Source organism: Nocardiopsis flavescens (genome assembly GCF_900141985.1).
Classification (GTDB): domain Bacteria; phylum Actinomycetota; class Actinomycetes; order Streptosporangiales; family Streptosporangiaceae; genus Nocardiopsis; species Nocardiopsis flavescens.
Genome location: NZ_FQZK01000012.1, coordinates 55,730 through 77,743 on the forward strand (window position 1 = coordinate 55,730; position 22,014 = coordinate 77,743).

Sequence of the window (22,014 nt, forward strand, 5' to 3'; positions counted from 1 at the left end):
CCGGGCCGCGGCGGTGCGGGGGCGGGCGCGAGTCCGGGGCTCCCTATCCTGGGGGCCATGGCAGAAAACGCCGGCCGGACGCCGTTGAGCGGGGGGCTCGCCCAGCGGGTGGTCGACCTCATCGCACCGACGATCAGCCACAACGTCAACGTGATGGACGAGCACGGCACGATCATCGCCTGCCTGGACCCCGAGCGCCGGGGCACCCTGCACCGGGGGGCGCAGCGCGTCATCGCCGAGGGCCGCCCCGTCCTCATCACCTCGCCCGAGCCCGGGACCTCCGACCGGCCCGGCGCCAACGAGCCGCTGGTCGTCGCCGGCGAGCTGCGCGGGGTCGTCGGCATCACCGGCGACCCCCGGGAGGTCGCCCCGCTGGCCCGGGTGGTCGCGCTGACCGTGCAGCTGCTCATCGCGCAGGAGGACGAGCAGGACGCCGCCACCCGCCGCCACACCGAGGCCCGCGACCTCATCGCGGCCCTGGCCTCGGGCACCTCCTCCGCGGAGTCCGCGCGCGCCCGGCTGGCCGCCGCCGGGCTGGCCCCGCCCTGGTCGCTGGCGCTGTGGACGGCCCGGGAGCCCCGGCCGGACGGGTCGGCCGCCCCGCCGCCGCTGGCGGACGCCGCCGCGGCCCGGTTCAACACCGACGGCGGACACCGGTCGGCGGTGCTGCACGGCGCCCTGTGGCTGGTGGGGTCGGGGGCCGCCCCCGGGCTCCCCATGCCGGAGGACGTCCGCCACACCGCCACCGGGCCCACCGGCGACGTCGAGGAGCTGCTGGCCCGTGCCGAGGAGACGCGGGCGCTGTGCCGCTACGCCGGACTCGTCCCCTCCCTGGGCGGGACCGAGCCGTGGTCGCGCGACATCGCCGTGGCCGTCGCCCACCTGCCCCGGCGCGGCCTGGAGCAGCTGGCCCGGCGGGCGTCGGTCCTGAGCGGGGCGCAGCGGCGCACCCTGCTGGCGGTGGCGTCGACGACCTCCATGCAGGCGGCGGCCGACTCGGTGTACGTCCACCGCAACACCCTGCTCCAGCGGGTGGAGCGGATCCGCGCCGCCACCGGGGCCGACATCCGCCGCGCCGACCACCTGGCGGCGCTCCAGATGGCCCTCTACGCGAGTGAAGCCTTGTGCGTTTCGCACACAGGCTGAACAAGAAGTCACAGGAAGTCTGGGCGAGACGCCGTCGAACCGCACAGGGGTTTCTTCTTAGGCTCTCCGACATGTCCCACGCGTTGCACGTACATGACCAGGGCTTTCCCGTCCGCGTCGCCATCGTCCCGGACTCCTTCAAAGGCAGCGCCCGGGCGGTCGACGTGGCCGCGGCCATGGAACGGGGCGTCCGAGACGCCTTCGGCGCCGCGGGCGTCGAGACGGACGTCCGCACCCTCCCGTTCGCGGACGGCGGCGAGGGGACCCTCGACGCCCTCCTGGGCGCCTGGGGCACCCGGGCCCTCACCGTGGACACCACCGACGCGCTGGGCCGCCCCGCGCGGGCGCGCTACGGACTGTCGCCCGACGGCCGGACCGGGATCATCGAGGCGGCCGAGGCCAACGGCCTGCCGCTGGTCTCCGACGTCCCGCTGCGCCCGCTGACCGCCACCACCCGGGGCATCGGCCCCCTGGTGACGGCGCTGCTGGACGCCGGGGTCGAGGAGATCCTCCTGTGCATCGGCGGATCGGCCACCACCGACGGCGGCGCCGGCCTGATCTCCGCGCTCGGCGCCCGCCTGCTGGACCGGGAGGGCGCCGAACTCCCGGACGGGGGCGCGGGCCTCACCGCGCTGGACCGGCTGGACACCTCCGGACTGGACCCGCGCGCCCGGTCCGTGCGCTGGCGCATCGCCTGCGACGTCACCAACCCCCTCGTCGGCGAGCGGGGCGCCGCCGCCGTGTTCGGCCCGCAGAAGGGGGCCGGCCCCGACGACGTACGCGTCCTGGACGCCGGGCTGGACCGCCTGGCCGACGTGCTCGCGCGGGCCACCGGCGACGACGTCCGGGACCGCCCGGGCATGGGCGCGGCCGGCGGCCTGCCCGCCCCGCTCACGGCGCTGCTGGGCGCCGAGGCCGTCCCCGGCTCCCGCATGGTCGCCGAGGTCCTGGACGCCGAGCGCCTCATGGCCGACGCCGACCTGGTCCTCACCGGGGAGGGCCGGTTCGACGGCCAGTCCCTGGGCGGCAAGGTCGTCGACGCGGTCCGCCGCCTGGCCCCGGCGGGATGCCCCGTCGTGGTCATCGCCGGAGACGTCCGCGTCACCCCGGCCGAACTCCGGGAGTCCGGCGTCACCGCCGCCTTCTCCACCGCCCGGGGCCCCCGCACCCTGGAGCGGATGAGCGAGGAGGTCCTCGCCGACATCGAGTGGGCGACGGCCAACTGCTGCCGCCTCCTCGCCCACCACCTCGCATCCCCGCACGTCTAAGGAACACCGACCGTGACCTCGTTGCTCATCCTCCTCGCCCTGGTGGCGGCCATCGTGCTCGTCACCGCGCGCTGGAAGGTCAGCCCCTTCCTCGCCCTCATGGGCGCCGCCATCATCGGCGCCTTCGCCTACCGGATCCCGCTGGGCGAGGTCGTCACCACCGTGACGACCGCCTTCGGGAACACCCTGGGCAACATCGGCCTCGTGATCCTGTTCGGCACCATGATCGGCGTGATCCTGGAGCGCTCGGGCGCCGCGATCGCCATGGCCGAGGCGCTGATCAAGGTGCTCGGCACCCGCTTCCCGAACCTGACGATGTCCCTCATCGGCTACATCGTCTCCATCCCGGTGTTCTGCGACTCCGGGTACGTCATCCTCAACTCGCTGCGCAAGGCCGTCACCCTGCGCACCGGCGTGTCCGCCCTGGCCACCTCCATCGCGCTGATGACCGGCCTGTACGCCACGCACACGCTGGTCCCGCCGACGCCCGGCCCGCTGGCCGCCGCCGAGAACCTCGGCGTCACCGACGACCTCGGCATGCTGATCGCCCTCGGCCTGCCGGTGGCCGCGGTCGCCGCGATCGCCGGCCTGGTCTACGCCAGCCTGTTCTCCCGCAAGGAGTTCACCCCGCTGCCGGCCGAGTCCGACGACGACCTCGCCGAGCAGTCCTACGAGGAGCTGCGCGCGAGCTACGGCCGCCTGCCCAACCCCTTCCTGGCGTTCTTCCCGATCCTGCTGCCGCTGGTGCTCATCTGCGCCTCCTCGATCGTCAAGCTCCCGGGCCGCCCGATCGGCGAGGGCGCCGTCTTCGACGCGGTCTCGTTCGTCGGCACCCCGGTCATCGCCCTGATCTTCGGCCTGGCCGCCGCCGCCCTGCTGCTGCGCGGGCACGGCAAGCTGGAGCGCTTCAACGACCAGATCGGCGAGTCGGTGCGCGTCGCCGGCCCGATCCTGCTCATTACCGGCGCGGGCGCCGCCTTCGGCGCGGTGCTGGCGGCCTCGCCGCTCACCGGCTTCCTGTCGGACAACCTCAGCGGCCTGGGCCTGGGCCTGGCGGTGCCGTTCATCATCGCCGCCGCGCTCAAGACCGCGCAGGGCTCGTCCACGGTGGCCATGGTCAGCACCTCGGCGATGCTCGCCCCGATGCTGCCCGCCCTGGGCCTGGACTCCCCGGAGGGCATGCTGCTGAGCGTGCTCGCGGTGGGCGCGGGCGCGATGGTCGTCTCGCACGCCAACGACTCCTACTTCTGGGTCGTGTCCCAGCTGAGCCGGATCCCGGTGGCGACCGCCTACCGGACCCTCAGCGTGGCGACCGCCGTCGAGGGAACCGCGGCCTTCGCCGCGATCGGCACGATCGGGTTCTTCCTGCTCTGACCCGGACCTGTCCCGCGCACCCGGGCCCCGCACCGCCGCACGGCGGTGCGGGGCCCGCGTCACCGGGGCCGGCGGCCCGGTGCCGCGCCCACCGCGTTCGCCGCCACCACCGCGGCGATCGCCGCCCAGTCCGGCCAGGCCAGGTGCTGGCCCAGGACCACCAGCCCCGCCAGCGCGGCCATCACCGGGTGCACGCTCATGAACAGGCCGAAGAACCGGGCGGGCACCCGCCGCAGCGCGTAGAGGTCGCCCAGGAACGGCACGGTGGAGGACAGCAGCCCGGCCGCCACCGCGCACCCCAGGGCCGCCCACGTCGGCGGCTGGTGCCACAGCGCCCAGGCGCCGACCGGCAGGAACGCCAGCGCGGACACCCCCGCCGCCGCGGCCGAGCCCCCGATCCCCGGCACCCGGCGCCCGACCGTCCGGTTGAGCAGGATGTACGCCGCCCAGCAGGCCGCCGCCACCAGGGCCAGCGCGATCCCCAGCCGGTCGCCGGCGGGCTGGGGGCGCAGGAGCACCGCCACCGCGCCCCCGGCGGCCAGCGCGCACCCCAGGTCCGTCCACCGGCGCGAGGAGGCCAGGGCCACCGCCAGCGGCCCCAGGAACTCCAGGGTCACCGCCAGGCCCAGGCCGATCCGCTCCACCGCCGAGTACAGGGCCAGGTTCATACAGCCGAAGACCAGGCCCATCGCGGCGACCGGCCACCACTGCCCCCGGGTCAGCGCCCGCAGCCGGGGCCGCGCCACCGCCAGCAGCACCGCGGCCGCCACCCACTGCCGCACCGCCACCACCCCGGCCGGGCCGACCACCGGGAAGGCCAGCGCCCCGAGCGAGGCGCCCACCTGGTTCGACACGCCCGCGCCCAGCATCACCGCCGTGCCGGCCAGGCGCCCGCGGGCGTCCCGGCCGCCCCGTCCCGCGCCCGCCGGGCGCACCTCCGCCGATGTCTCCATGCCCGGATCATGCGGTCCGCCGGCACATGCGCAAAATGCATGCGATGCCCCCCGCATACGCTGGGCGCATGGATGTGGAGCTGCGCCACCTGCGCTGCCTGGTCGCGATCTCCGACACGGGGACCTTCACCGACGCCGCCCTGAGCCTGGGCGTCTCCCAGGCCGCGGTGTCCCGGGGCCTGGCCGCCCTGGAACACGCCCTGGGCACGCGGCTGCTGTACCGCACCAGCCGTGAGGTGACCCCCACCGCCGCGGGCAGGCGGGTCCTGGCCCGCGCCCGGGCCGTCCTGGCCGAGGTCGACGACCTGGTCCGGGAGGCCGCCGAGGGCCACCGCCGCCTGCGCCTGGGCCACGCGTGGTCGGCGGTGGGCCGCCACACCCGCCGCTTCCAGCGGCTGTGGGCCGAGCGCCACCCCGACGTGGAGCTGCACCTGGTCCGCACCAACACTCCCACCGCCGGGCTGGCCGAGGGCGCCTGCGACCTGGCCGTGGTGCGCGCGTCCGCGGAGGGGCGCGGGTTCGACGGCGCGGTCGTGGGGCACGAGCGCCGCGTCTGCGCCCTGGCCTCGGACGACCCCTGGGCCCGGCGGCGCTCGGTGCGCCTGGCCGAGGTCGCCGACCGGCGGGTCCTCGTCGACCGCCGCACGGGCACCACCACCGCGGACCTGTGGCCCGCGGACCGGCGCCCCGCCCTGGAGTACACCCAGGACATCGACGACTGGCTGGCCGAGATCGCCACCGGCCGCTGCGTCGGCATCACCGCCGAGGGCACGGTGGCCCAGTACCGCCGCGACGGCGTCGTCTTCCGGCCGGTGCGCGACGCCCCGAGCATCCCGGTCCGGGCCCTCTGGCGGCGGTCCGACCCGCACCCGGCGGCCCTGGCCGCCGTCGCCCTGCTCTCGGAGGTGTACGGGCAGGCCCCGCCCCGGCGGTCCGTCGCCGGACCGGGGCCGCGGCCTACGGCATCGGGGTGACCTCTCCCAGTTCGGACAGGGCGGCGGCCACGTCGGTCCCCGAGCCGTTCAGGGAGGCGTCGAGGAACACCAGGCAGGCGGCCTCGGTGATCCGCGCCGTCTCCTCCCGGCCCAGCGACCCCACCAGCGACGGGAACGGCGGCAGCAGGAACGGGGAGTCGCTGAACCCCAGGTGCGCGGTCCCCGGGACGGTGACGGCGAAGCCCGGTTCGGAGGAGGCCGCGAACGCCGCGTCCAGCGCCAGCGCGTAGCGGGTGTCCCCCTCCGTGCTGCCGGTCCCGGCGTCGGCCACCAGGGCCAGCACCGGCTGCGGCAGGAGCGCGTCCTCGGGCAGGCGCGGCAGGCCGTCCAGGTCGACGACCGCGTGGTAGCGCGGGTCGCCCACCGCCGCCAGCAGTGCGGCCGCACCGCCCAGGGAGTGCCCGGCCACGGCCACCCGGTCCGGGTCCGCCAGCCCGGCCAGCGGTCCGCGGTCCTCCTCCAGCAGCCGGACCAGCGCCAGGTCCAGGTCCGCGGCGCGGATGTCCGCCCACTCCCGGGCCAGCAGGTCGTCCTCGACCGGGTCGCCGGTGGCCTCCAGCGCCCCGTGCACCTCGGTCCCGTCGTCGAGGACCACGACCGCGGAGTCGTAGGGGTGGTCCAGCGCCGCCACCACGTAGCCGTGGGAGGCTAGGCCCTCGGCCCACACGGTGTTCTGGGTGCGGACCCCGCCCAGACCGGGCGAGAAGAGCACCACCGGGTGCGGGCCCGGGGCGGGCCGGGCGTCGGGGACCGCGCGGGCGCCGGCCGCCGCCGCGTCGGTCAGCACGATCTCGGGGACCCCGAACCCGGCGGCCAGGCCGCGGGCGACGGCGTCCGCCTCGGCGGGGTCGCGCCCCAGGTAGAGCGCGGGCTCCCCGGCGGTGTCCGGGGCCGCCGGGTACCAGACCCGGGCGACGACCACGCGGTGGTCCGACGGGTCCTCGGTCCAGGTCTCCTCCCGGTCGGGGTCCTCCCACTGCACGGTGACCGCGCCGACGGGGTGCGGTCCGGAGGGCTCGGGGAAGACCGGGACGGGGATCGCCCACGCGCCCAGGCCGCCCAGGCCCGCCGTGCCCAGGCAGGCGAGCAGGGTGAGCGTGAACCCGGTGGCGCGCAGGCCCCGCCGCCGGTCCGGGCGCGGCGTCCGCAGGCGCAGGGCCCCCAGGGCCAGGGCGATGAGCGCGCCCCCGGCGAGGGGGAGCCACTGCCAGCGGGGGTCGGTCAGCGCCCCGGAGGCGGCGCAGCCGACCACGACGAACATCGCCGAGACCACGGCGGGGCGCCCGACCCGGACCGGGAGGCACAGGGTGAGTAGCAGGAAGCCGATCGCGCCCAGGAGAAGGGCCTCCGACCAGGTCATGGACGTCCTTCCGGGGGGGAGCGGGAGGCGCCGCCGCGGCGCGTCCGCGAAGACACTACGGTGCGGCGCGGGGCCGCGCATCGTCCGGGAGGAGGCAATCGGGGGGATTTCCCGCGCGGGGGCGCGGCGGGAGGGCGCGGCCCCCGGAGGTCGCGGGTCCGGGGGCGGCGCGGTGCAGCGGGTGACGGGGTGTCCGGGCGGGGGTCAGCAGGCGTAGGTCCTGCCGTCCGCCGCCCTCCCCCAGTTGCAGGTGCTGATGGAACCCGAGGACGTGTTGTCGTCCCGGGACTTCGGCTTCTTGAGCCGGAGGTCGGGGTTCCTCGTGGTGCCGTCGTTGGGCAGCACGTGGCGGGCGTAGCCCCGGTACACGTGGTGGTTCCCCGAGGAGTCCCGGTGGTTGCGCCCGCTGCCGGTGTGCACGTACACACGGGCGCCGGCCGGGAGCCGGTAGGACGGCAGGGGCCGCCCGTAGGTGTTGGTGGTGATGTCGGGGACGTACCCGGCGAGGTCCACCGTCTTCTTCGTGACGTTCCTGACGATGAAGTACTCACCGTTGAGGTTCGTCTGCCGGTTGTTCTTGATGTCCGCACCGGAGGCGTTGGGCCGTACGTGCGTGATCATCAGCGCGCCGGTCGTGGAGGCGGCCTGCGCGGGGGAGGGCACGGCGGCGAGGGTCGCCAGGGCCGCCGCTGCGACGAGTGCGGCACGCAACCTTTTCTGCGCCACATGGGCTCCTTGTCATGAAGGACGTGAGTCCGGTGTCCGAAATTGGAGGAAGAACACACCCACTGCTGAGGAGACTGTACTGACGGCGGTCGATCCGGGTGGCATTTTCCCGTTCTTTTCCAGATATGCGTCCGCGAGGTTTCTTTCCTTCGTCAGAGAAATTACGGTCATCACCTTCGCAGTCTGAGGGAAAAGGGGGTTTTTGCAGTCGTATTTCCCTTTGGTGGACCCGCGCCGCACGCCGGTCCGCGCCGGTTCCCCGGGCCCCGGACACCCCGGGAGTACCTCGGGGAGCGCCGTTCCTGGCACAGTTGCGGTGACACCCCCGTCATCGCCCGTGTCCGCCCCAGGCGGCCCTGGGCCGGTGGCCGGCGGGCGCGGCCCCGGACGGGGCCGCGGCGAGGACGGGCAGGCATGGGAGAGGAGCACGACAGGTGACCGAGGATCGGCGGGAGGAGGAGCGGATGGGGCTGCGCGAGCGCAAGAAGATGGCCACCAGGCGCGCCCTCCGGGAGGCCGCGGTGCGACTCGCGCTCGAACACGGCCTGGAGAACGTCACCGTCGAGGACGTCGCCGCCGACGTCGGGGTCTCCACCCGCACCTTCTTCAACTACTTCGGGACGAAGGAGGAGGCCCTCCTGGGCGAACTGCCCGGCACCCTCGACGAGGAGGCCACCCGGGAGTTCGCCGCGGGCGGTCCCACCGGGGACTTCACCGACGACCTCATCGGCCTGCTCATCGCCTTCCTCCTCGACACCGAGGACCTGCCCCGCCAGCGCGAGGAGATGCGGCTGCGCAAGCTCCTGATGGACCGGGAGCCCCAGCTCGTCCCCGGTGTCCTGGCCCGGTTCCACGACATGGAGCAGGTGGTGGCGCGCGCCATCGCCGAGCGCACGGGCGAGCCGCCCGAGTCCGACCGCCCCCAGCTGGCCGCCGTGACGGCGATGGCCGTCATGCGGCACACCATGCGCCAGCTGCGCTACTCCGAGGGCGAGGACGCCGCCCGCATCCGGGCGCGCGTCCGCACCGCGTTCCGGGTCCTGGGCGAGGTGTACGCCCCCCGCTGAGCGGCCCGGACCGTTCCGCCGGCCGCCGAACGTCGTACCCGGCGCGTAGTGTGCGGTACGACTCGCCGGACGGTGGGAACGCCGCGTCGGGCGCGTGCGTCGGATCTGTGCGCGCCCCGCCGGGGTGCGACCCGGGGCCCCGTCAGGGGTGTCGGGGGGATGTCAGGGACGCTCCAGGGCTCTCCCCGATGGGAAAGACCGCCGCCGACGGGCAGGCTGAGGATATGAACGACAGACTCCAGGGCAAGCGCTTCCGGCGCAGCAACGACAACCGCTTCCTGGCCGGCGTGTGCGGCGGTATCGCCGACTACTTCGGCATCGACGCCAACATCGTCCGCCTCGTGTTCGTGGTCCTCACCGTGCTCGGCTTCAGCGGCGTCTTCGTGTACGTCCTCGCGCTGCTGATCATGCCGGCCGAGGGGGAGCGGCACTCGCTGCTCGAACAGATCATCCGCAACTTCCAGGGAAAGCCGGGGCAGAACTGATGTGGACCCTCAGAGCACATCCGGGATGGGAACGACGCGAACTCCGCTCGCAGCGCCCCGACCACGAGGCCGAGGAGGAGCGCGAGACCTCCGGCGAGCGCTGCACCGACTCCGCGGGCCGTCGGCCCCGCCCCTAGGGAACCTCCCGGGGCGGGGTGCGCCGGGCCCGCGTCCGGCGCGGGGGACCGGCGGGGGGCACCCGGTCAGGACGCGGAGTCGCTCTCCTGCATCCTGCGCGTGACCTCGTCGCTCATCCGCGACCACGGCACCGCCAGCAGCAGCGCGAATACGATGCCCAGCACGCCCGCGCCCACCACGACCGGGCCGGTGCCGAAGAACTCGGCGAAGAAGCCGCCGGCGAGGATGCCCAGCCCCTGGGCCACCTGAAGCCCCGCCGCGACCAGGCCGAACGCCAGCGCCCGGCCCTCGCCCGGAACGCACAGCACGAAGGCCGCGTTGGCCACGAACTGGTAGGAGCCGGTGGCACCGGTCACCGCCAGCGCGACCACCATGAGCCACAGCGGCGGGTCGAACACCCAGGCCAGCAGCGGGACCGACGCCAGCACGGCCAGCGGCCCCAGCAGCCGGAGCCGGGTCTCCGGCGGTATCAGGCGGGTCAGCACCAGGCCGCCGACCAGGGCGCCGATGGACGTCCCCGCCATGACCACGCCGGCCGCCGTCTCGCCGCCGCCGGCCTCGGCCGCCAGCGGGGTCGCCAGCCCGTACGGGACCATGTAGAGCCCGGCCAGCCAGGCCATCAGGGCGAGCGTGCGCAGCCGGGGGTCGCCGAAGACCAGCCGGGCCCCGCCCGCGGTCATCGCGAAGAACCCGCCGCCCTCCTCCTTCTTCCTCCGCTCCGGGGCGGGCCGCGCCCGGACCCCGAACCGCACGATGAGCGCGGTCACCAGGCACAGCGCCCCGTTGGCCATCACGGTGGCGTGCGGCCCGAACAGGCCCGAGGTGAAGCCGCCCGCCATGAACCCCACCAGCATCCCGACCTGCGAGGTCAGCTGGATGATGGCGGTGCTGGCGACGTAGCGCTCCCCCTGCACGATCTCGGTCATCATCGCGGCCCGGGCCGCGGCGAAGGGGATCGCGGGCAGCACCGAGCAGAACAGCAGCGTCCAGACCGCCCACAGGGGCAGGCCGGGGATGCCGACGGAGGCGACGAGGCCGGCGCGCAGGAGGTCGCAGACCACCATCACCCGGCGGCGGGGGAACAGGTCGGCCAGCCCGGACAGCAGCGGGCCGGCGATCAGCGGGGGCAGGAAGCCGAGCGCGATGGTGAAACCCGCGGCCATGGGGGAGCCGGTGATCTGGTAGACCAGGATGCTCGCCGCGATGTTCAGCAGGTTGGTGCCGATGGTGGACAGGATGTGGGCCGACCAGACGGCGCGGAACTCGCCGATCGCCATGACCTCGCGGTAGCTGCTGCGCCACGCGTCCTTCCGCGGAGTGGACGAGGACTTGTGGCCCTCGTCGTCAGGCGTCCCGTCGAGGCGCGGATTGGCCATCCGGCACTCCCTTACTGTTACAGGGTTGAAATCACGCTGTGTCGTGTCCCAATGACCAACCGTCCCGGAACGTGCGCTTCCTCGCAAGGCATTGCGGGGAATTCGTGTCTGATTCGTTGCTGGGGGTAATGGTGTTTCGGGTGGCGTGATCTTGTTCCCGGCCGCACGGGTAGCGCTTTCCGCGGCCCGGCTTTCAATAACGCGCGGAGAGGGCGCGCCGGGCCCGGGGGCGGCCCGCGCGCTCCGCCGGGGGCGGCGCCCCCGCGGAACCGGCGGCGGGCGGCGCCCCGGCCGGGGTCAGCCCCAGCCGAGTTCGTGCAGGCGTGCGTCGTCGATACCGAAATGGTGGGCGATCTCGTGGACCACCGTGATCAGGACTTCCTCGACGACGTCCTCGCGGGTCTCGCAGATGGCGCAGATATCGGCCCGGTAGATGAAGATCTGGTCCGGCAGCACGCCGAAGTAGGAATCACCCCGCTCCGTCAGCGGAATGCCCTCGTAGAGGCCGAGCAGCCCGTCCGGGGACTCGTCCTGGACGGTGATCACCACGTTGTCGATGAGGCCCGCCAGCTCCGGCGGGATCTCGTCCAGCGCGTCGGCGACCAGTTCCTCGAACTCCCTGCGCGTCAGTTCCACCACAACCGCCATTGTGCCGTCCGGGAACGGGCGCGCCGACCCCGGTCCGGGGGGAAGGGGATAGCGACATAACACACTGGACGGGAGGAAACATTGGGAACGGTCCCCGTCACCGGCATGATGGGGGGGTGTTGTCTTGGGAAGCGATCCGCACGTACGACCTCCGCGGGGCCCTCCGCCGGTTCCGCGAGAGCCTGGTCCGGATACGCGCCGGCAGAGCCTGGCGCTGGGCCTGCGTCGTCGTCGCGGGTCTGGTCGGGGGATGGCTCGGCCTGGCGCTGGCCGGGCAGGTGGTCACCCCCATCGGCCCCGCCGACGTGACGCTGAGCCTCAGCCCCCAGTGGCGCGGCGAGACCGTCGTCAACGTGGCGCCCCTGGGACAGCTCGCCTTCGAGACCCACAGCGCGCCGCTGCGGCTGGAGGCGACGATCTCCGACATCCGGCTCTCGGCCGCCCAGGAGATGTTCGCCGACCCCGACGCCATCAACCGGATGGCCGCCGGGATCGGCTCCGACCTGCGCGAGGGCGTCATCGCCCTGGTCGTGCGGTCGGTGCTCGCCGCCGCCGTCGGCGCCGCCCTCATGGGCCTGCTGCTGTTCCGCAGCGTGTGGCGGGCCCTGGCCGGGTCCGGGGTCTGCCTCGCCGTCCTGGCCGGGTCCGGAGCCGCCGCCGGCATGACCTTCAACCCGAGCGCCATCGCCGAGCCCCGCTACACCGGGCTCATCGCGGGTGCCCCCCAGGTGGTCGGCAGCGCCGAGGAGGTGGTGGGCCGGTTCAACGAGTACCAGGAGCAGCTCGCCGGGCTGGTCGGCAACGTCGCGATGATCTACGAGGCGACCTCGGGCCTGCCGGTGTACGAGGAGGACGAGTCCGTCATCCGCGTGCTGCACGTGTCCGACATCCAGCTCAACCCGGCGTCCTGGAGCATCATCCGTACCCTGCTGGAGCAGTACGCCGTCGACGTCGTCGTGGACTCGGGCGACCTCACCGACCGCGGCAGCGCCGCCGAGGACGTCTTCGCCGACGAGATCTCCAAGCTCGACGTCCCCTACGTGTGGGTGCGCGGGCAGCACGACTCCATGGGCACCCAGCGCGCGGTGGAGGCCCAGGCCAACGCGGTGGTGCTGGACGGGGAGGTCCGCGAGGTGGGCGGACTCACCCTGTACGGCGCGGGGGACCCCCGGTACACGCCCGACGCCACCCGGCTCAACCCGACCGCCGAGGGGGTCGCCGCGCTCGGCGAGGAGCAGGCCGCGGAGGTGATCGGGGGCCGGGAGGAGGTCGACCTCGCCCTCCTGCACACGGAGACGCAGGCGGCGGCGTTCGACGGCGTCGTCCCCCTGGTCCTCACCGGCGGCGACCACCTGCGCTCCACGCGGCTCACCGACCTGGGCACCCGGTTCCTGGGCCAGGGCTCCACCGGCGGCGCGGGGCTGCGTGGCCTTGATCACGGCCGGGGCCGGCCCACCCCCTACCAGGCCTCGGTCCTGTACTTCGACGCCGAGACCGGCCGCCTCCAGGCCCGCGACGACATCGACCTGGGCGGTCTGGGCCTGACGTCCGCGCAGGTCGAACGCCACATCGAGGCCGACCCCGACCGCCCGGTGGGCGAGCCCGGACCGGCCGGTGACGAGGAGTCCGAGGACGACGGCGCCGACCGCTGAACCGGCCGTGCCCGCGGTATCACCGCAGGTCCGGGCGCTTTCCCCGGGATGGTCAAATCGCTTTGGTGTTGGTGGGAATCTCCCCTATGCTGGACGTGTCACACGGGCCCCCATCGTCTAGCGGCCTAGGACGCCGCCCTTTCAAGGCGGTAGCGCGGGTTCGAATCCCGTTGGGGGTACGAGGCGGTTCGACCACTGTCGGATGTCTGGCAGAATGGAACCGCGGACGCGGACCGGGGAGACCCGGAAGGCGCCCGGAGCAAGGTCCTGTGGAGCAGTTAGGAGTGCTCGCCACCCTGTCAAGGTGGAGGCCGCGGGTTCAAATCCCGTCAGGACCGCACTCGCCGAAACGGCGGTACGGCTAGGTAGCTCAGTTGGTACGAGCGTCCGCCTGAAAAGCGGAAGGTCGGCGGTTCGACCCCGCCCCTAGCCACTCACACTGAGCAGCACGAACGCCCGGAAGCCGACAGGCTCCGGGCGTTTTTCGTGCACCAACGACAGCGGCCGGTTCATCCGAGCGCTTCCGATGCTGCCCGCGGCCCGCCCTCCGGCGCCGTGTGCGTGTGGATCCCACGGCCAACGCCGTGCCCCGCCGGGTGGGACACGAGCGTTTTCGAGACGCCCGCGTTGAGCAGTGTGGACACGCGGGTGTGCGTCCGCCCCCGGAGCCCGTAGGTGTGCTCGGCGGGCGGAGAGGCCGCCTCGGCGTCTCTCAGGGCCTGTTCCCGTGGCCGCGCGCGCGGCGGGTGAGGGCGGCCGACGTGCCCCGCGTGCCCGGCGTGTGCCGGGGCGCGGAAGCGGACGGTCCCGGGTACTTGGTGAAACCATCACCGGGGTCTTGCCGGGCTCCTGCGCCGCCCGGGGTACGGGGGGAGAGTGCCCAGGGGGAGGACGGTGATCGGCGGATGGCCACGGGTGAGGTGTACGAGCGCGTCGCGGAGGAGCTGCGGCGGCGGATCCGGGACGGGGAACTGGCGCCGGGGGACCCGCTGCCCGCGCAGACCGGGGCGGGCGGCGGTCGCGACGGGGATCCGTCCGCGGTCCGGCGGGCCCTCGGCCTCCTGCGGGCCGAGGGGCTGGTCGAGGACGGGCCCGGCGGGCGCGGGGACGTCGTGCGGGCGCCCCGGCGACCGGTCCGCCGTTCCGACGACCGGCACCAGTGGGAGAAGGACCGGGTCCGGGCGGGACTGGACGAGCGGCTGTCCACCGGCGCCACCGAGCGCGAGACGGGCCTGGAGGTCGACGACCTCGTGTTCAGCGCCGCCTACCGGCGTGTGCGGGCCGACGCCGTGCTCGCGCGCGCCCTCGGCGTCCCCGAGGGGGCCGAACTGGTGGAGCGCCTCTACCGGACCCGCCACCGGGACGAGCGGGACCCGTTCAGCCTGGTGCGCTCCTACCTGGTGGCGGAACTCGTCGAGGGCAACCCCGACCTGTTCGACGAGGCGAAGGAGCCCTGGCCCGGCGGCACGCAGAGCCAGCTGCACACGGTGGGCATCGAACTGGACCGCGTCGAGGAGCGGGTCACGGCCCGCCCGCCGACCGCGGAGGAGGCGGACGAACTCGGGCTGGGCCCGGGCGCCGCGGTCATGGTGGTGCACAAGGCCTCGATCGACCTCCGTGGGCGCGTCGCCGACTGGTCCGAGATCATCCTTCCCGGGGACCGCGCCGAAGCGGTCTTCACGACCCCGTTGGAGCGCTGGTAGCCGATGCCCCTGATCACCGTCGTCACCGCCGTCCACGCCCCCGGGGCGCGGTACCTGCCCGAGGCGCACCGGTCCCTCGCGGAGCAGGTGCTGCCCGACGGCTGGGACTGGCAGTGGGTCGTCCAGGAGGACGGGGAGACCGACGGGGTCCGGCCGCACCTGCCCGAGGACGGGCGCTTGAGCTTCGGGCAGGGGCGCGCCGGGCGGGCCGGGATGGCACGGACCCTGGGGCTCTCCCGGGCGCGGGGCGAGCTGGTCAAGGTCCTGGACGCGGACGACCTGCTGACCCCGGGGGCCCTCGCACGCGACATCGCGGCCCTCACCGGGGACGGGACGGTCGGGTGGAGCACCTCGCGGGCCCTCGACCTCCTGCCGGACGGCACGACCGTCGGCTTCGACGGAGACCCCGGGGAGGGGCCGATCGAACGCGGCACCGTGCTGGAACACTGGAGCGCGCACGGCTTCCTCGCGCAGGTCCACCCGGCCACCCTGTGCGTGCGCCGGGACCTGCTTTTGGCCCTCGGCGGGTGGATGGCGCTGCCGGCCTCCGAGGACACGGGACTCCTCCTGGCCCTGGACGCGGTCAGCCGCGGCTGGTTCACCGCCCGTCCCGGGCTGCTCTACCGCAAGTGGCCCGGCCAGGTGACGGCCGCGGCCGCCCATGGGGACGGCGTCGAGCGCGCCGCGCGGATGGGCGTGGTCCGCGACCGGGCACGGGCGCTCGCCGCGACCGGGTGGACGTACCGCGGGGACGCCGCCGGGTAGGCCGGTACGCGCCGCCGGACGCGGGGTGCGCGGGGAGGGCGCGAATCGGACCGGCCGTGCGGGGCACCGACGCACCGCGGACCGCCGGTCCGGCCCCGGTGCACCCCGCACGGGCCCCGCCCCGCCGTGGCGGGGCCTCCCGTGTTCCCGGGGCGGGAACCGGACGGTGCGCCCGGGAGTCTCTTCCTTCGAGCCGCCTGCGGAAGGAGACCGGGATGGGTGAGAGGTCGGCCTACGACGAGATCGACGGGCTGCGGGAGCGGCTGCGCAGGCTGGAGGTGCGGGTCTTCGAGGAGCGGGCGCGGGCCGACCGGGGCCGGACGGCGTCCCTGGGGCTGGTGGCCGCGGCGACCGTGCTGTTCCTGGCCCCGGCACTGCCGTGGCTGCGGCGGTTCACCGAGACCCGCGGGTTCCGGTTCACGAACGGCGGCGAGGCCGCCATCGGCGAGCCCCGGGCCTTCGCCACGGGCTGGGAGCTGTGGTGGCAGGCCCTCGTCGAGGGGCGCTGGGGTCTGGTACTGGGATTCCTGGCCCTGGCGGTCGCGGCGGGCCTGGCCGTGTGGGCGGCGGTCGCGCTGCGTGGTCCCGCGCTGCTCGCCGCGCAGGTGGCCGCGGTCCCGGGGCCGCTGCTGTTCCTCCTCTCCTGGCCGCAGGCACTGGAGGAGGCCCCGGTCTCCGCCGGTCCCGGGGTCTTCACGGCGGTCGCCGCCTGTGTGCTGGTCCTGGCCGCGGCGCAGTACGGCAAGGGGGACGGTTAGCGGCCCGGCGCTGGCGCCGTCGGCGGGGGGCGAGGGCCCGAAGCATCGGGGGGAGTCCACCGGGGTGTGCTTTCGCACCGTTGGACCCGTCACGGGGCCTGAGGCGTCGGGGGAGTCCCCCGAACGCGCTTTCGCACCGCAGGTCACGCGGTGAGAGCTCGGAGCCCCGGGGAGCCCGCCGGCGTTTCCCGGGCGGGCCGGTGCGATCCCGTTGCCCGGACCGGGGCCGCTGCGGCAGGCTGGTCGCCATGGACGGGGACGGCGCGGACCGGGGACTGAACCCCGACGGGACCATCGCACGCGAGGGCTCGCTCCACCGGGTGGACCCGGTGTTCGCACCGGTGGTCGCCGCGGCCCGGGAGCGGGTCTCCGCGCTCTTCGGGGACGCCCTGCACGGCGCCTACCTGTACGGCAGCGTCCCCCGGGGCGCGGCCCGGCCGGGCCGCTCCGACCTGGATCTGATGGTGGTGCTGCGCGAGCCGGCCACCGACGCCGGGCGGGAGGCGGTCCGGCGTCTGGAGACCGCCCTGGACGGCGCCTTCGGACAGGTCGACGGGGTGGGGGTCCTGGTGGAGGACGCCGCGGCGATCCTCGCCGACCCCCACGACGGCGGGTTCTTCACCGCCTGCCTGTGCACCCCGCTGCTGGGCTCCGACCTCGCCGACCGGCTCCCCGCCTACCGCCCCACCTCCCTGCTGGCCCGGGAGACCAACGGCGACCTGTACCTGTTCCCCGAGCGCTGGCGGGCGGCGGCCGACCGCGGCGAGGAGGTGCGTGCGCTGGTGCGCCGGGCCGCCCGCAAGACCGTGCGCAGCGCGTTCACCCTGGTCATGCCCGCCTGGGGCGGCTGGACCAGCGACCTGGAGCGGTCGGCGCGCATCGTCGGCCGCTACCACCCGGAGTGGGCGGACGACCTGCGGCGCACCGCCGCCGCGGCGCTGGACCCGGTGCCCGACCCCGGACTGCTGCGCATGGTCACCGACGGCCTGGCGCCGCGCGTGGCCGCGGAGTACCGCCGCGTCCACGGGGTCAAGGCGCCGCGGTGACCGGGGCCACGGACGGCGGGCGCGCCTTCGGGTAGTGTCCGGATCCGTGAGCCACGTGACCGCTTCCGACGGAACCCGCATCTGGTACGACGTCCTCGGCGAGGGCGACCCCCTCCTGCTCTTCAACGGCCAGGCGCTCGACCACGGGATGTGGGACGGGCCGCACGCCGCCCTGGCCGAGCGGCACCGGGTGGTGCGGACGGACTTCCGGGGCACCGGCGGCAGCGACGCCCCGCTCGGCTCCCCGTACACCCTGGACCTGTTCGTCGACGACGCCCTGGCGGTGCTGGACGCCCTGGGCGTCGGACGCGCCCACGTCTACGGGTTCTCGATGGGCGGCAAGGTCGCCCAGCGGATGGCGTCGACCGCCCCCGAGCGCGTGGGCGCCCTGGTCCTGGGCGCGACCGCCCCGGGCGGGCCCCACGAGGTGGAGCGCCCGCGCGAGTCCACCCTGGCCCTGCGCCAGGCGGGCACCGCGGCGGGCCCCGGGAAGATCGGCCCGCTGTTCTACACGCCGGAATGGGCGCGGGCGCACCCCGACACCGTCGCACGCGTCCTGCCGCGCGGACCGCTGCGCGCCCAGCGCCTGCACTTCGGCGCCAGCTCCGGCCACGACGGCTGGGACCTGCTGCCGGACATCCAGGCGCCGACGCTCGTGGTGCACGGCGAGGACGACGCGCTGACGCCGGTCGGCAACGCCGCCCTGCTGGCCGAGCGCATCCCGGACGCCCGCCTGCTCGTGCTGCCCGGCATGCGCCACGGCTACCTGCACGAGGACGAGTCCAAGGCCACCCGCGAGGTCCTCGACTTCCTCGCCGCCCACCCGCTGGGCTGAGGCGGGGCGCCGGCCTGCGGCCGGACCCCTGTCCGGAGCGGTGCCGGGCCCCCTCGGGGCCCGGACCCGCGGGGAGGGTGCGTGCGGTGCCGTGCGCGACGGGAGGGGGCCCCGGCCCGGTCGCGGTGGCCGCATCCGTGCCGGGCCGCGCCCGGCCGCGACGGAGCCGGCTCCACCCCGGCCGCGGACGCCCGTCCCGGGCCCCCGCCCGCGGTCAGTCCGCCGGCGGCACCGCCGCGGCCCGCTCCCGGACCCTGTCCGCGGCGCCGGCCAGCACCGCCTCCTCCTGCGGGGCCAGGTTGGGGTCGCCGGCCCGCAGCCCCACCGCCCCGTCCAGCAGCCGCACCGGGTCGCCGCCGGTGTGCGCGAGGAAGCCGTCCAGCCCCGCCGCGGCCAGGGCGGGCACCGGCGGCGGGAACACCCCGGCCAGCGAGACCTGCGCCAGGATCAGCGCCGTCATGGCCACGTCGAGGTCGGCCTCGCCCTCCCGCGCGTTGGTCCAGTCGATGAGGACCGGCCCCGCCGCGGTCATCACGATGTTGTCCGGGTGCAGGTCCAGGTGGAGCAGGGCGCCCCCGCCGGGCGCGGGCAGGGCGTGCAGCCGGTCCTGGAGGCCGGCCGTCACCCGGCCCGCCTCGGCGGCGTCCACGCCGCCCGTCAGCATCGCGCCCAGCAGGGTGGGCCCGTGCAGGCGGTCCATGACCAGGTCGGCGCCGTCCACCGCGTGCACGCGCGGGGCCGGGAACCCGTGCCCGGTCACGTGCGCCATCACCGCGGCCTCGGCCGCCGGGGAGCGCCCGTCGCGGTTGCGGCGCAGCACGCGGTCGCCGTCCAGGGCGAAGACGTCGGCGTCGCGGCCGGACGCCAGGGGGGTCTGGGGGGTCATACGTCGCCTTCGCGGTTCAGGGGGCCGGGGGAGGGTCGCTGCGCAGGCGGTCCAGCACGCGGCGGTCCCTCTTGGTGGGGCGCCCCGCGCCCCGGTCGCGGCGCATCACCGGGAGCGCGGCCTGGGGCGGCGCCTCGGGGGTGTTGTCCACGTAGCAGCGGACCGCGATGGGGGCGCCCACCCGCTTCTCCAGCACGTGGCCCACCTCCACGATCCGCGTGGTGCCGTGCAGCCGGAGCCGGACCTCGTCGCCCGCCTTGACGGTGGAGGCGGCCTTGGCCGGGCGGTCGTTGACCCGCACGTGGCCGCCCCGGCAGGCCTGGGCCGCGTCGGCGCGGGTCTTGGTGAGGCGTACGGCCCACAGCCAGCGGTCGACCCGGGTGCTGTCGGGACCGGACGGAAGGGGTGCTGCGTCGCTCACGCGCGGGACTCCTCTGGATCGGGCGGGACCGGGACGGCCGGGACGTTCGGAGCGTCCCGAGTCACTTTATGGGGCTGCGGTACGAAGTACTCCGGAGTCGCGCTAGAGTTGTTCTTGCAACGAGGTCCTGTGGAGCAGTTAGGAGTGCTCGCCACCCTGTCAAGGTGGAGGCCGCGGGTTCAAATCCCGTCAGGACCGCACATGAAGGCCCGGTGTCCCAGGACGCCGGGCCTTCGCCGTTGTCCGGGGAGGGGCACGATGACGTACCGGTACGCGGTGGACCGCGCCGACGGCTCGGTGCTGGCGAGTGGACACGTCCTCCGGTCGGCGCCGGGGTTCCCGGGGTTCCCGGTGCGGCTGGCCAGCGAGCTGTTCCAGCGCGCGGCGGTCCACGTGGGGGACACGCGGGTCCGGCTGTGGGACCCCTGCTGCGGGAGCGGCTACCTGGCCGCCGTTCTGGGGCTGCTGCACCGCGAGCGGATCGCCTCCGTCCGTGCCACCGACGTCGACCCCGACGCGGTGGAGCTGGCCGGGCGCAACCTGCGGCTGCTGACCGCCGAGGGCTTGGCCGAACGCGAGGAGGAGCTGCGCCGGTCGGCCCGCGACTTCGGCCGGCCCGCGTTCGTGGAGCGGGCGCGCGACGCCCGGGCGCTGGCCCGGGGCCTGGCCCGGGACGGGGGCGACCTGCCCCACGAGGCGGCGGTCGCCGACGTGTTCTCCGCGGTGGAGCCGGTGGCCGCCGACCTGGTCGTCACCGACGTCCCCTACGGCGAGATGACCCGGTGGTCCGGTGCGGCCCCCGAGGCGGACCCGGTGGGCGGGCTGCTCGCCGCCCTGGGCCGGGTCCTGCCTCCCGGGGCCGTCATCGTGGTGGCGGCCCGCGCGCGCCGCATCGCCCTGCCCGAGGGCGTGCGCGCGCTGGAGCGGGTCAAGGTGGGTGTGCGGTCGGCGGTGCTGGTGCGGGCCCGGGACGTGGCCTGAGGCCCGGTGCGGTGTGCGGCCCGGCGGTCGCCCGGGCGGGTTGCGGCGCCCCGTCCCGGGGCGCGCGGGCCGGAACGGGCCGGGACCCCGCCCCGGCCCTCAGTCCGCGGCGGCGCGCCCGAACGCCCGGGAGGCGTACAGGCCGACCGCCAGCGCCACCAGCGCCAGCAGCACGAACCCGATGGCGTAGCCGCCCGTCGCCTGGTAGATCACGCCCATGACCAGGGGCGGGAAGTACCCGCCCAGCCCGCCGGCCGCGCCCACCAGGCCGGTCACGGTGCCCACGCGGGAGGGCTCGACCAGCTTGGCGACCAGGGCGAAAACGCCGCCGGTGCCCAGGCCCAGCGTGATCGCGATGAGCACGAACGCCGCGCCGGCCGGGAACTCCGCGGGCGGGTGCAGCGCCAGGACGACGGCGCACGCCGCGGTGCCGAAGAACGAGACCAGGCATACCCTGACCGGCCCGATCCGGTCCGACAGGATGCCGCCGACCGGCCGCGCCGCCACCGCCGCCACGGCGAACCCGGCGGTGCGCATGCCCGCGTCCGACTGGAGGTAGTCGTAGGAGAGCGTGAGCAGCGTCGGCAGGTACGTGGAGAAGGCCACGAACCCGCCGAAGGCCACCGCGTACAGCAGCGACGCCTGCCAGGTGGCCTTGAGGCGCAGCGCCTCGCGCATGCGCGGCAGCGCGGGGCCGGTGCGCGGGGACCACCCGGGCGCGTTGCGGCAGAAGGACCACATGACCAGGCCCATCGCCGCGAGCGCCGCGCACATCAGCAGGTGGGTGGTGAACAGGCCCACCGCGTCGACCAGCCGCGGGGTGAGGAACGCCGAGAGCGCCGTGCCGCCCATGCCCGCGCCGAACACGCCCGTCGCGAACCCGCGCCGGTCCGCCGTGTACCAGGCGTTGACGAACGGGATGCCGACCGCGAAGGAGGTGCCGGCCACCCCCAGGAAGAAGCCCCACAGCAGCAGCATCCCGAAGGACCCGCCGGACAGGCCGACCAGGAGCACCGGGGCGATGCTGACGAAGCAGATCGCCGTGAACAGCACCCGGCCGCCGTACCGGTCGGTGAGCGCCCCGACGGGGATGCGCCCCAGGGAGCCCACCAGGACGGGGAAGGCCACCAGGAGCGACGTCTGCGTCGGCGACAGCCCCAGGTCCTCGGAGTAGGTCTTGGACAGCGGCGCGATGAGGTTCCACGCCCAGAAGGTCAGGGTGAACGCCGCCGTGGCCAGGGCGAGGTTCCCGCCCGCCGTGCCCGGGCGCGTCGCCCGTCGCCCGACTTCCGCTCGCATGGCGGCTCCTTCTCCTCGGCGCCGGTCCCGGCGATACGAATGGATCTGCCGTGATTGTCGCCTGCGCCGGTGTGGGAAACGTGACTTTCCGCGCCGAACAGGCATATTCATTAACGGAATGTGGTGGGCGTG

Annotated in this window: 22 protein-coding genes and 4 tRNA genes; 18 read left to right on the plus strand and 8 right to left on the minus strand. The window is 75.1% G+C overall.

Features of this window, described 5'->3' with window-relative positions; genetic code table 11:
- Window positions 1-57 precede the first annotated feature (57 nt).
- The 3 genes from BUE45_RS19245 (at window position 58) to BUE45_RS19255 (ending at window position 3,788) form a co-directional block, all read left to right on the plus strand.
- Window positions 58-1,146, plus strand: a complete 1,089-nt coding sequence (locus BUE45_RS19245) for a sugar diacid recognition domain-containing protein (RefSeq protein WP_073380754.1) — start codon at window positions 58-60, stop codon at window positions 1,144-1,146.
- 71 nt (window positions 1,147-1,217) lie between these two features.
- Complete coding sequence (locus BUE45_RS19250; RefSeq protein ID WP_073380755.1) at window positions 1,218-2,414, plus strand: glycerate kinase; 1,197 nt, start codon at window positions 1,218-1,220, stop codon at window positions 2,412-2,414.
- A gap of 12 nt (window positions 2,415-2,426) precedes the next feature.
- Entirely contained in the window at window positions 2,427-3,788 is a 1,362-nt protein-coding gene (locus BUE45_RS19255) for a GntP family permease (protein ID WP_073380756.1), read from the plus strand.
- A gap of 59 nt (window positions 3,789-3,847) precedes the next feature.
- Here BUE45_RS19255 and BUE45_RS19260 read toward each other — a convergent pair whose 3' ends face one another.
- Window positions 3,848-4,741, minus strand: coding sequence for an EamA family transporter (locus BUE45_RS19260; RefSeq protein WP_073380757.1), 894 nt, complete (start codon window positions 4,739-4,741; stop codon window positions 3,848-3,850).
- Between the two features lie 68 nt (window positions 4,742-4,809).
- Between BUE45_RS19260 and BUE45_RS19265 the strand changes: the two genes are divergently transcribed.
- Window positions 4,810-5,715, plus strand: coding sequence for a LysR family transcriptional regulator (locus BUE45_RS19265; protein WP_073380758.1), 906 nt, complete (start codon window positions 4,810-4,812; stop codon window positions 5,713-5,715).
- Here BUE45_RS19265 and BUE45_RS19270 read toward each other — a convergent pair.
- Both BUE45_RS19270 and BUE45_RS19275 read right to left on the minus strand, forming a co-directional pair.
- Window positions 5,699-7,096 (minus strand): alpha/beta hydrolase family protein, encoded by a 1,398-nt coding sequence (locus BUE45_RS19270; protein WP_073380759.1) that lies wholly within the window; start codon window positions 7,094-7,096, stop codon window positions 5,699-5,701. The two genes, BUE45_RS19265 and BUE45_RS19270, sit on opposite strands and share 17 nt — an antisense overlap.
- A 204-nt stretch (window positions 7,097-7,300) precedes the next feature.
- Window positions 7,301-7,822, minus strand: a complete 522-nt coding sequence (locus tag BUE45_RS19275) for a lamin tail domain-containing protein (RefSeq protein WP_073380760.1) — start codon at window positions 7,820-7,822, stop codon at window positions 7,301-7,303.
- 464 nt (window positions 7,823-8,286) lie between these two features.
- Between BUE45_RS19275 and BUE45_RS19280 the strand changes: the two genes are divergently transcribed.
- From BUE45_RS19280 to BUE45_RS32610, 3 genes are all read left to right on the plus strand, one after another.
- Window positions 8,287-8,889, plus strand: coding sequence for a TetR/AcrR family transcriptional regulator (locus BUE45_RS19280; protein WP_073380898.1), 603 nt, complete (start codon window positions 8,287-8,289; stop codon window positions 8,887-8,889).
- Between the two features lie 224 nt (window positions 8,890-9,113).
- Window positions 9,114-9,374, plus strand: a complete 261-nt coding sequence (locus BUE45_RS19285) for a PspC domain-containing protein (RefSeq protein WP_073380761.1) — start codon at window positions 9,114-9,116, stop codon at window positions 9,372-9,374.
- Window positions 9,374-9,511 carry a hypothetical protein gene (locus BUE45_RS32610; RefSeq protein ID WP_178378582.1) on the plus strand — a complete coding sequence of 46 codons (138 nt, stop codon included), beginning with the start codon at window positions 9,374-9,376 and terminating at the stop codon, window positions 9,509-9,511. The genes BUE45_RS19285 and BUE45_RS32610 overlap by 1 nt, the downstream gene beginning before the upstream one ends.
- A 66-nt stretch (window positions 9,512-9,577) precedes the next feature.
- Here the strand turns inward: BUE45_RS32610 and BUE45_RS19290 are convergent, their stop codons facing one another.
- Entirely contained in the window at window positions 9,578-10,888 is a 1,311-nt protein-coding gene (locus BUE45_RS19290) for an MFS transporter (RefSeq protein ID WP_073380762.1), read from the minus strand.
- Between the two features lie 297 nt (window positions 10,889-11,185).
- Window positions 11,186-11,536 carry a metallopeptidase family protein gene (locus BUE45_RS19295; RefSeq protein WP_073380763.1) on the minus strand — a complete coding sequence of 117 codons (351 nt, stop codon included), beginning with the start codon at window positions 11,534-11,536 and terminating at the stop codon, window positions 11,186-11,188.
- A 119-nt stretch (window positions 11,537-11,655) separates the two neighbouring features.
- Here BUE45_RS19295 and BUE45_RS19300 point away from each other — a divergent pair, with 119 nt between their 5' ends.
- From BUE45_RS19300 to BUE45_RS19340, 9 genes are all read left to right on the plus strand, one after another.
- Window positions 11,656-13,188, plus strand: coding sequence for a metallophosphoesterase family protein (locus BUE45_RS19300; RefSeq protein WP_073380764.1), 1,533 nt, complete (start codon window positions 11,656-11,658; stop codon window positions 13,186-13,188).
- Between the two features lie 106 nt (window positions 13,189-13,294).
- A tRNA-Glu gene (locus BUE45_RS19305) sits at window positions 13,295-13,367 on the plus strand.
- An 84-nt stretch (window positions 13,368-13,451) separates the two neighbouring features.
- A tRNA-Asp gene (locus BUE45_RS19310) sits at window positions 13,452-13,526 on the plus strand.
- Between the two features lie 21 nt (window positions 13,527-13,547).
- Window positions 13,548-13,621: transfer RNA gene (locus BUE45_RS19315), tRNA-Phe, on the plus strand.
- A gap of 472 nt (window positions 13,622-14,093) precedes the next feature.
- Window positions 14,094-14,891 (plus strand): GntR family transcriptional regulator, encoded by a 798-nt coding sequence (locus BUE45_RS19320; RefSeq protein ID WP_073380765.1) that lies wholly within the window; start codon window positions 14,094-14,096, stop codon window positions 14,889-14,891.
- A 3-nt stretch (window positions 14,892-14,894) separates the two neighbouring features.
- Window positions 14,895-15,656: a glycosyltransferase family 2 protein gene (locus BUE45_RS19325; protein WP_073380766.1), complete on the plus strand. Its 762-nt coding sequence runs from the start codon at window positions 14,895-14,897 to the stop codon at window positions 15,654-15,656.
- A 215-nt stretch (window positions 15,657-15,871) separates the two neighbouring features.
- On the plus strand, window positions 15,872-16,414 hold the full coding sequence (locus tag BUE45_RS19330; RefSeq protein ID WP_073380767.1) for a hypothetical protein: 543 nt from the start codon (window positions 15,872-15,874) through the stop codon (window positions 16,412-16,414).
- A gap of 248 nt (window positions 16,415-16,662) precedes the next feature.
- The gene (locus BUE45_RS19335; RefSeq protein WP_073380768.1) at window positions 16,663-17,460 is read left to right on the plus strand and encodes a nucleotidyltransferase domain-containing protein; all 798 of its coding nucleotides are present in this window, start codon (window positions 16,663-16,665) and stop codon (window positions 17,458-17,460) included.
- 46 nt (window positions 17,461-17,506) lie between these two features.
- Window positions 17,507-18,295, plus strand: coding sequence for an alpha/beta fold hydrolase (locus BUE45_RS19340; protein WP_245833353.1), 789 nt, complete (start codon window positions 17,507-17,509; stop codon window positions 18,293-18,295).
- Between the two features lie 214 nt (window positions 18,296-18,509).
- Here BUE45_RS19340 and BUE45_RS19345 read toward each other — a convergent pair whose 3' ends face one another.
- Both BUE45_RS19345 and BUE45_RS19350 read right to left on the minus strand, forming a co-directional pair.
- The gene (locus tag BUE45_RS19345; RefSeq protein ID WP_073380770.1) at window positions 18,510-19,181 is read right to left on the minus strand and encodes a phosphotransferase; all 672 of its coding nucleotides are present in this window, start codon (window positions 19,179-19,181) and stop codon (window positions 18,510-18,512) included.
- Between the two features lie 16 nt (window positions 19,182-19,197).
- Window positions 19,198-19,602: an RNA-binding S4 domain-containing protein gene (locus tag BUE45_RS19350; RefSeq protein WP_073380771.1), complete on the minus strand. Its 405-nt coding sequence runs from the start codon at window positions 19,600-19,602 to the stop codon at window positions 19,198-19,200.
- Between the two features lie 123 nt (window positions 19,603-19,725).
- Between BUE45_RS19350 and BUE45_RS19355 the strand changes: the two genes are divergently transcribed.
- Both BUE45_RS19355 and BUE45_RS19360 read left to right on the plus strand, forming a co-directional pair.
- Window positions 19,726-19,800, plus strand: a tRNA-Asp gene (locus tag BUE45_RS19355).
- Window positions 19,801-19,860: 60 nt separating this feature from the next.
- Window positions 19,861-20,583, plus strand: coding sequence for an rRNA methyltransferase (locus BUE45_RS19360; RefSeq protein ID WP_073380772.1), 723 nt, complete (start codon window positions 19,861-19,863; stop codon window positions 20,581-20,583).
- 99 nt (window positions 20,584-20,682) lie between these two features.
- Here the strand turns inward: BUE45_RS19360 and BUE45_RS19365 are convergent, their stop codons facing one another.
- Complete coding sequence (locus BUE45_RS19365) at window positions 20,683-21,882, minus strand: MFS transporter (RefSeq protein ID WP_073380773.1); 1,200 nt, start codon at window positions 21,880-21,882, stop codon at window positions 20,683-20,685.
- Between the last annotated feature and the right edge of the window lie 132 nt (window positions 21,883-22,014).

Bases quoted from the DNA above. Each gene is read 5' to 3' on its own strand.
- BUE45_RS19245 (WP_073380754.1), top strand. From the start codon at position 58: ATGGCAGAAAACGCCGGCCGGACGCCGTTGAGCGGGGGGCTCGCCCAG.
- BUE45_RS19250 (WP_073380755.1), top strand. From the start codon at position 1,218: ATGTCCCACGCGTTGCACGTACATGACCAGGGCTTTCCCGTCCGCGTC.
- BUE45_RS19260 (WP_073380757.1), bottom strand. From the start codon at position 4,741: ATGGAGACATCGGCGGAGGTGCGCCCGGCGGGCGCGGGACGGGGCGGC.
- BUE45_RS19265 (WP_073380758.1), top strand. From the start codon at position 4,810: ATGGATGTGGAGCTGCGCCACCTGCGCTGCCTGGTCGCGATCTCCGAC.
- BUE45_RS19270 (WP_073380759.1), bottom strand. From the start codon at position 7,096: ATGACCTGGTCGGAGGCCCTTCTCCTGGGCGCGATCGGCTTCCTGCTA.
- BUE45_RS19280 (WP_073380898.1), top strand. From the start codon at position 8,287: ATGGGGCTGCGCGAGCGCAAGAAGATGGCCACCAGGCGCGCCCTCCGG.
- BUE45_RS19285 (WP_073380761.1), top strand. From the start codon at position 9,114: ATGAACGACAGACTCCAGGGCAAGCGCTTCCGGCGCAGCAACGACAAC.
- BUE45_RS32610 (WP_178378582.1), top strand. From the start codon at position 9,374: ATGTGGACCCTCAGAGCACATCCGGGATGGGAACGACGCGAACTCCGC.
- BUE45_RS19290 (WP_073380762.1), bottom strand. From the start codon at position 10,888: ATGGCCAATCCGCGCCTCGACGGGACGCCTGACGACGAGGGCCACAAG.
- BUE45_RS19295 (WP_073380763.1), bottom strand. From the start codon at position 11,536: ATGGCGGTTGTGGTGGAACTGACGCGCAGGGAGTTCGAGGAACTGGTC.
- BUE45_RS19320 (WP_073380765.1), top strand. From the start codon at position 14,094: ATGGCCACGGGTGAGGTGTACGAGCGCGTCGCGGAGGAGCTGCGGCGG.
- BUE45_RS19325 (WP_073380766.1), top strand. From the start codon at position 14,895: ATGCCCCTGATCACCGTCGTCACCGCCGTCCACGCCCCCGGGGCGCGG.
- BUE45_RS19330 (WP_073380767.1), top strand. From the start codon at position 15,872: ATGGGTGAGAGGTCGGCCTACGACGAGATCGACGGGCTGCGGGAGCGG.
- BUE45_RS19335 (WP_073380768.1), top strand. From the start codon at position 16,663: ATGGACGGGGACGGCGCGGACCGGGGACTGAACCCCGACGGGACCATC.
- BUE45_RS19345 (WP_073380770.1), bottom strand. From the start codon at position 19,181: ATGACCCCCCAGACCCCCCTGGCGTCCGGCCGCGACGCCGACGTCTTC.
- BUE45_RS19360 (WP_073380772.1), top strand. From the start codon at position 19,861: ATGACGTACCGGTACGCGGTGGACCGCGCCGACGGCTCGGTGCTGGCG.
- BUE45_RS19365 (WP_073380773.1), bottom strand. From the start codon at position 21,882: ATGCGAGCGGAAGTCGGGCGACGGGCGACGCGCCCGGGCACGGCGGGC.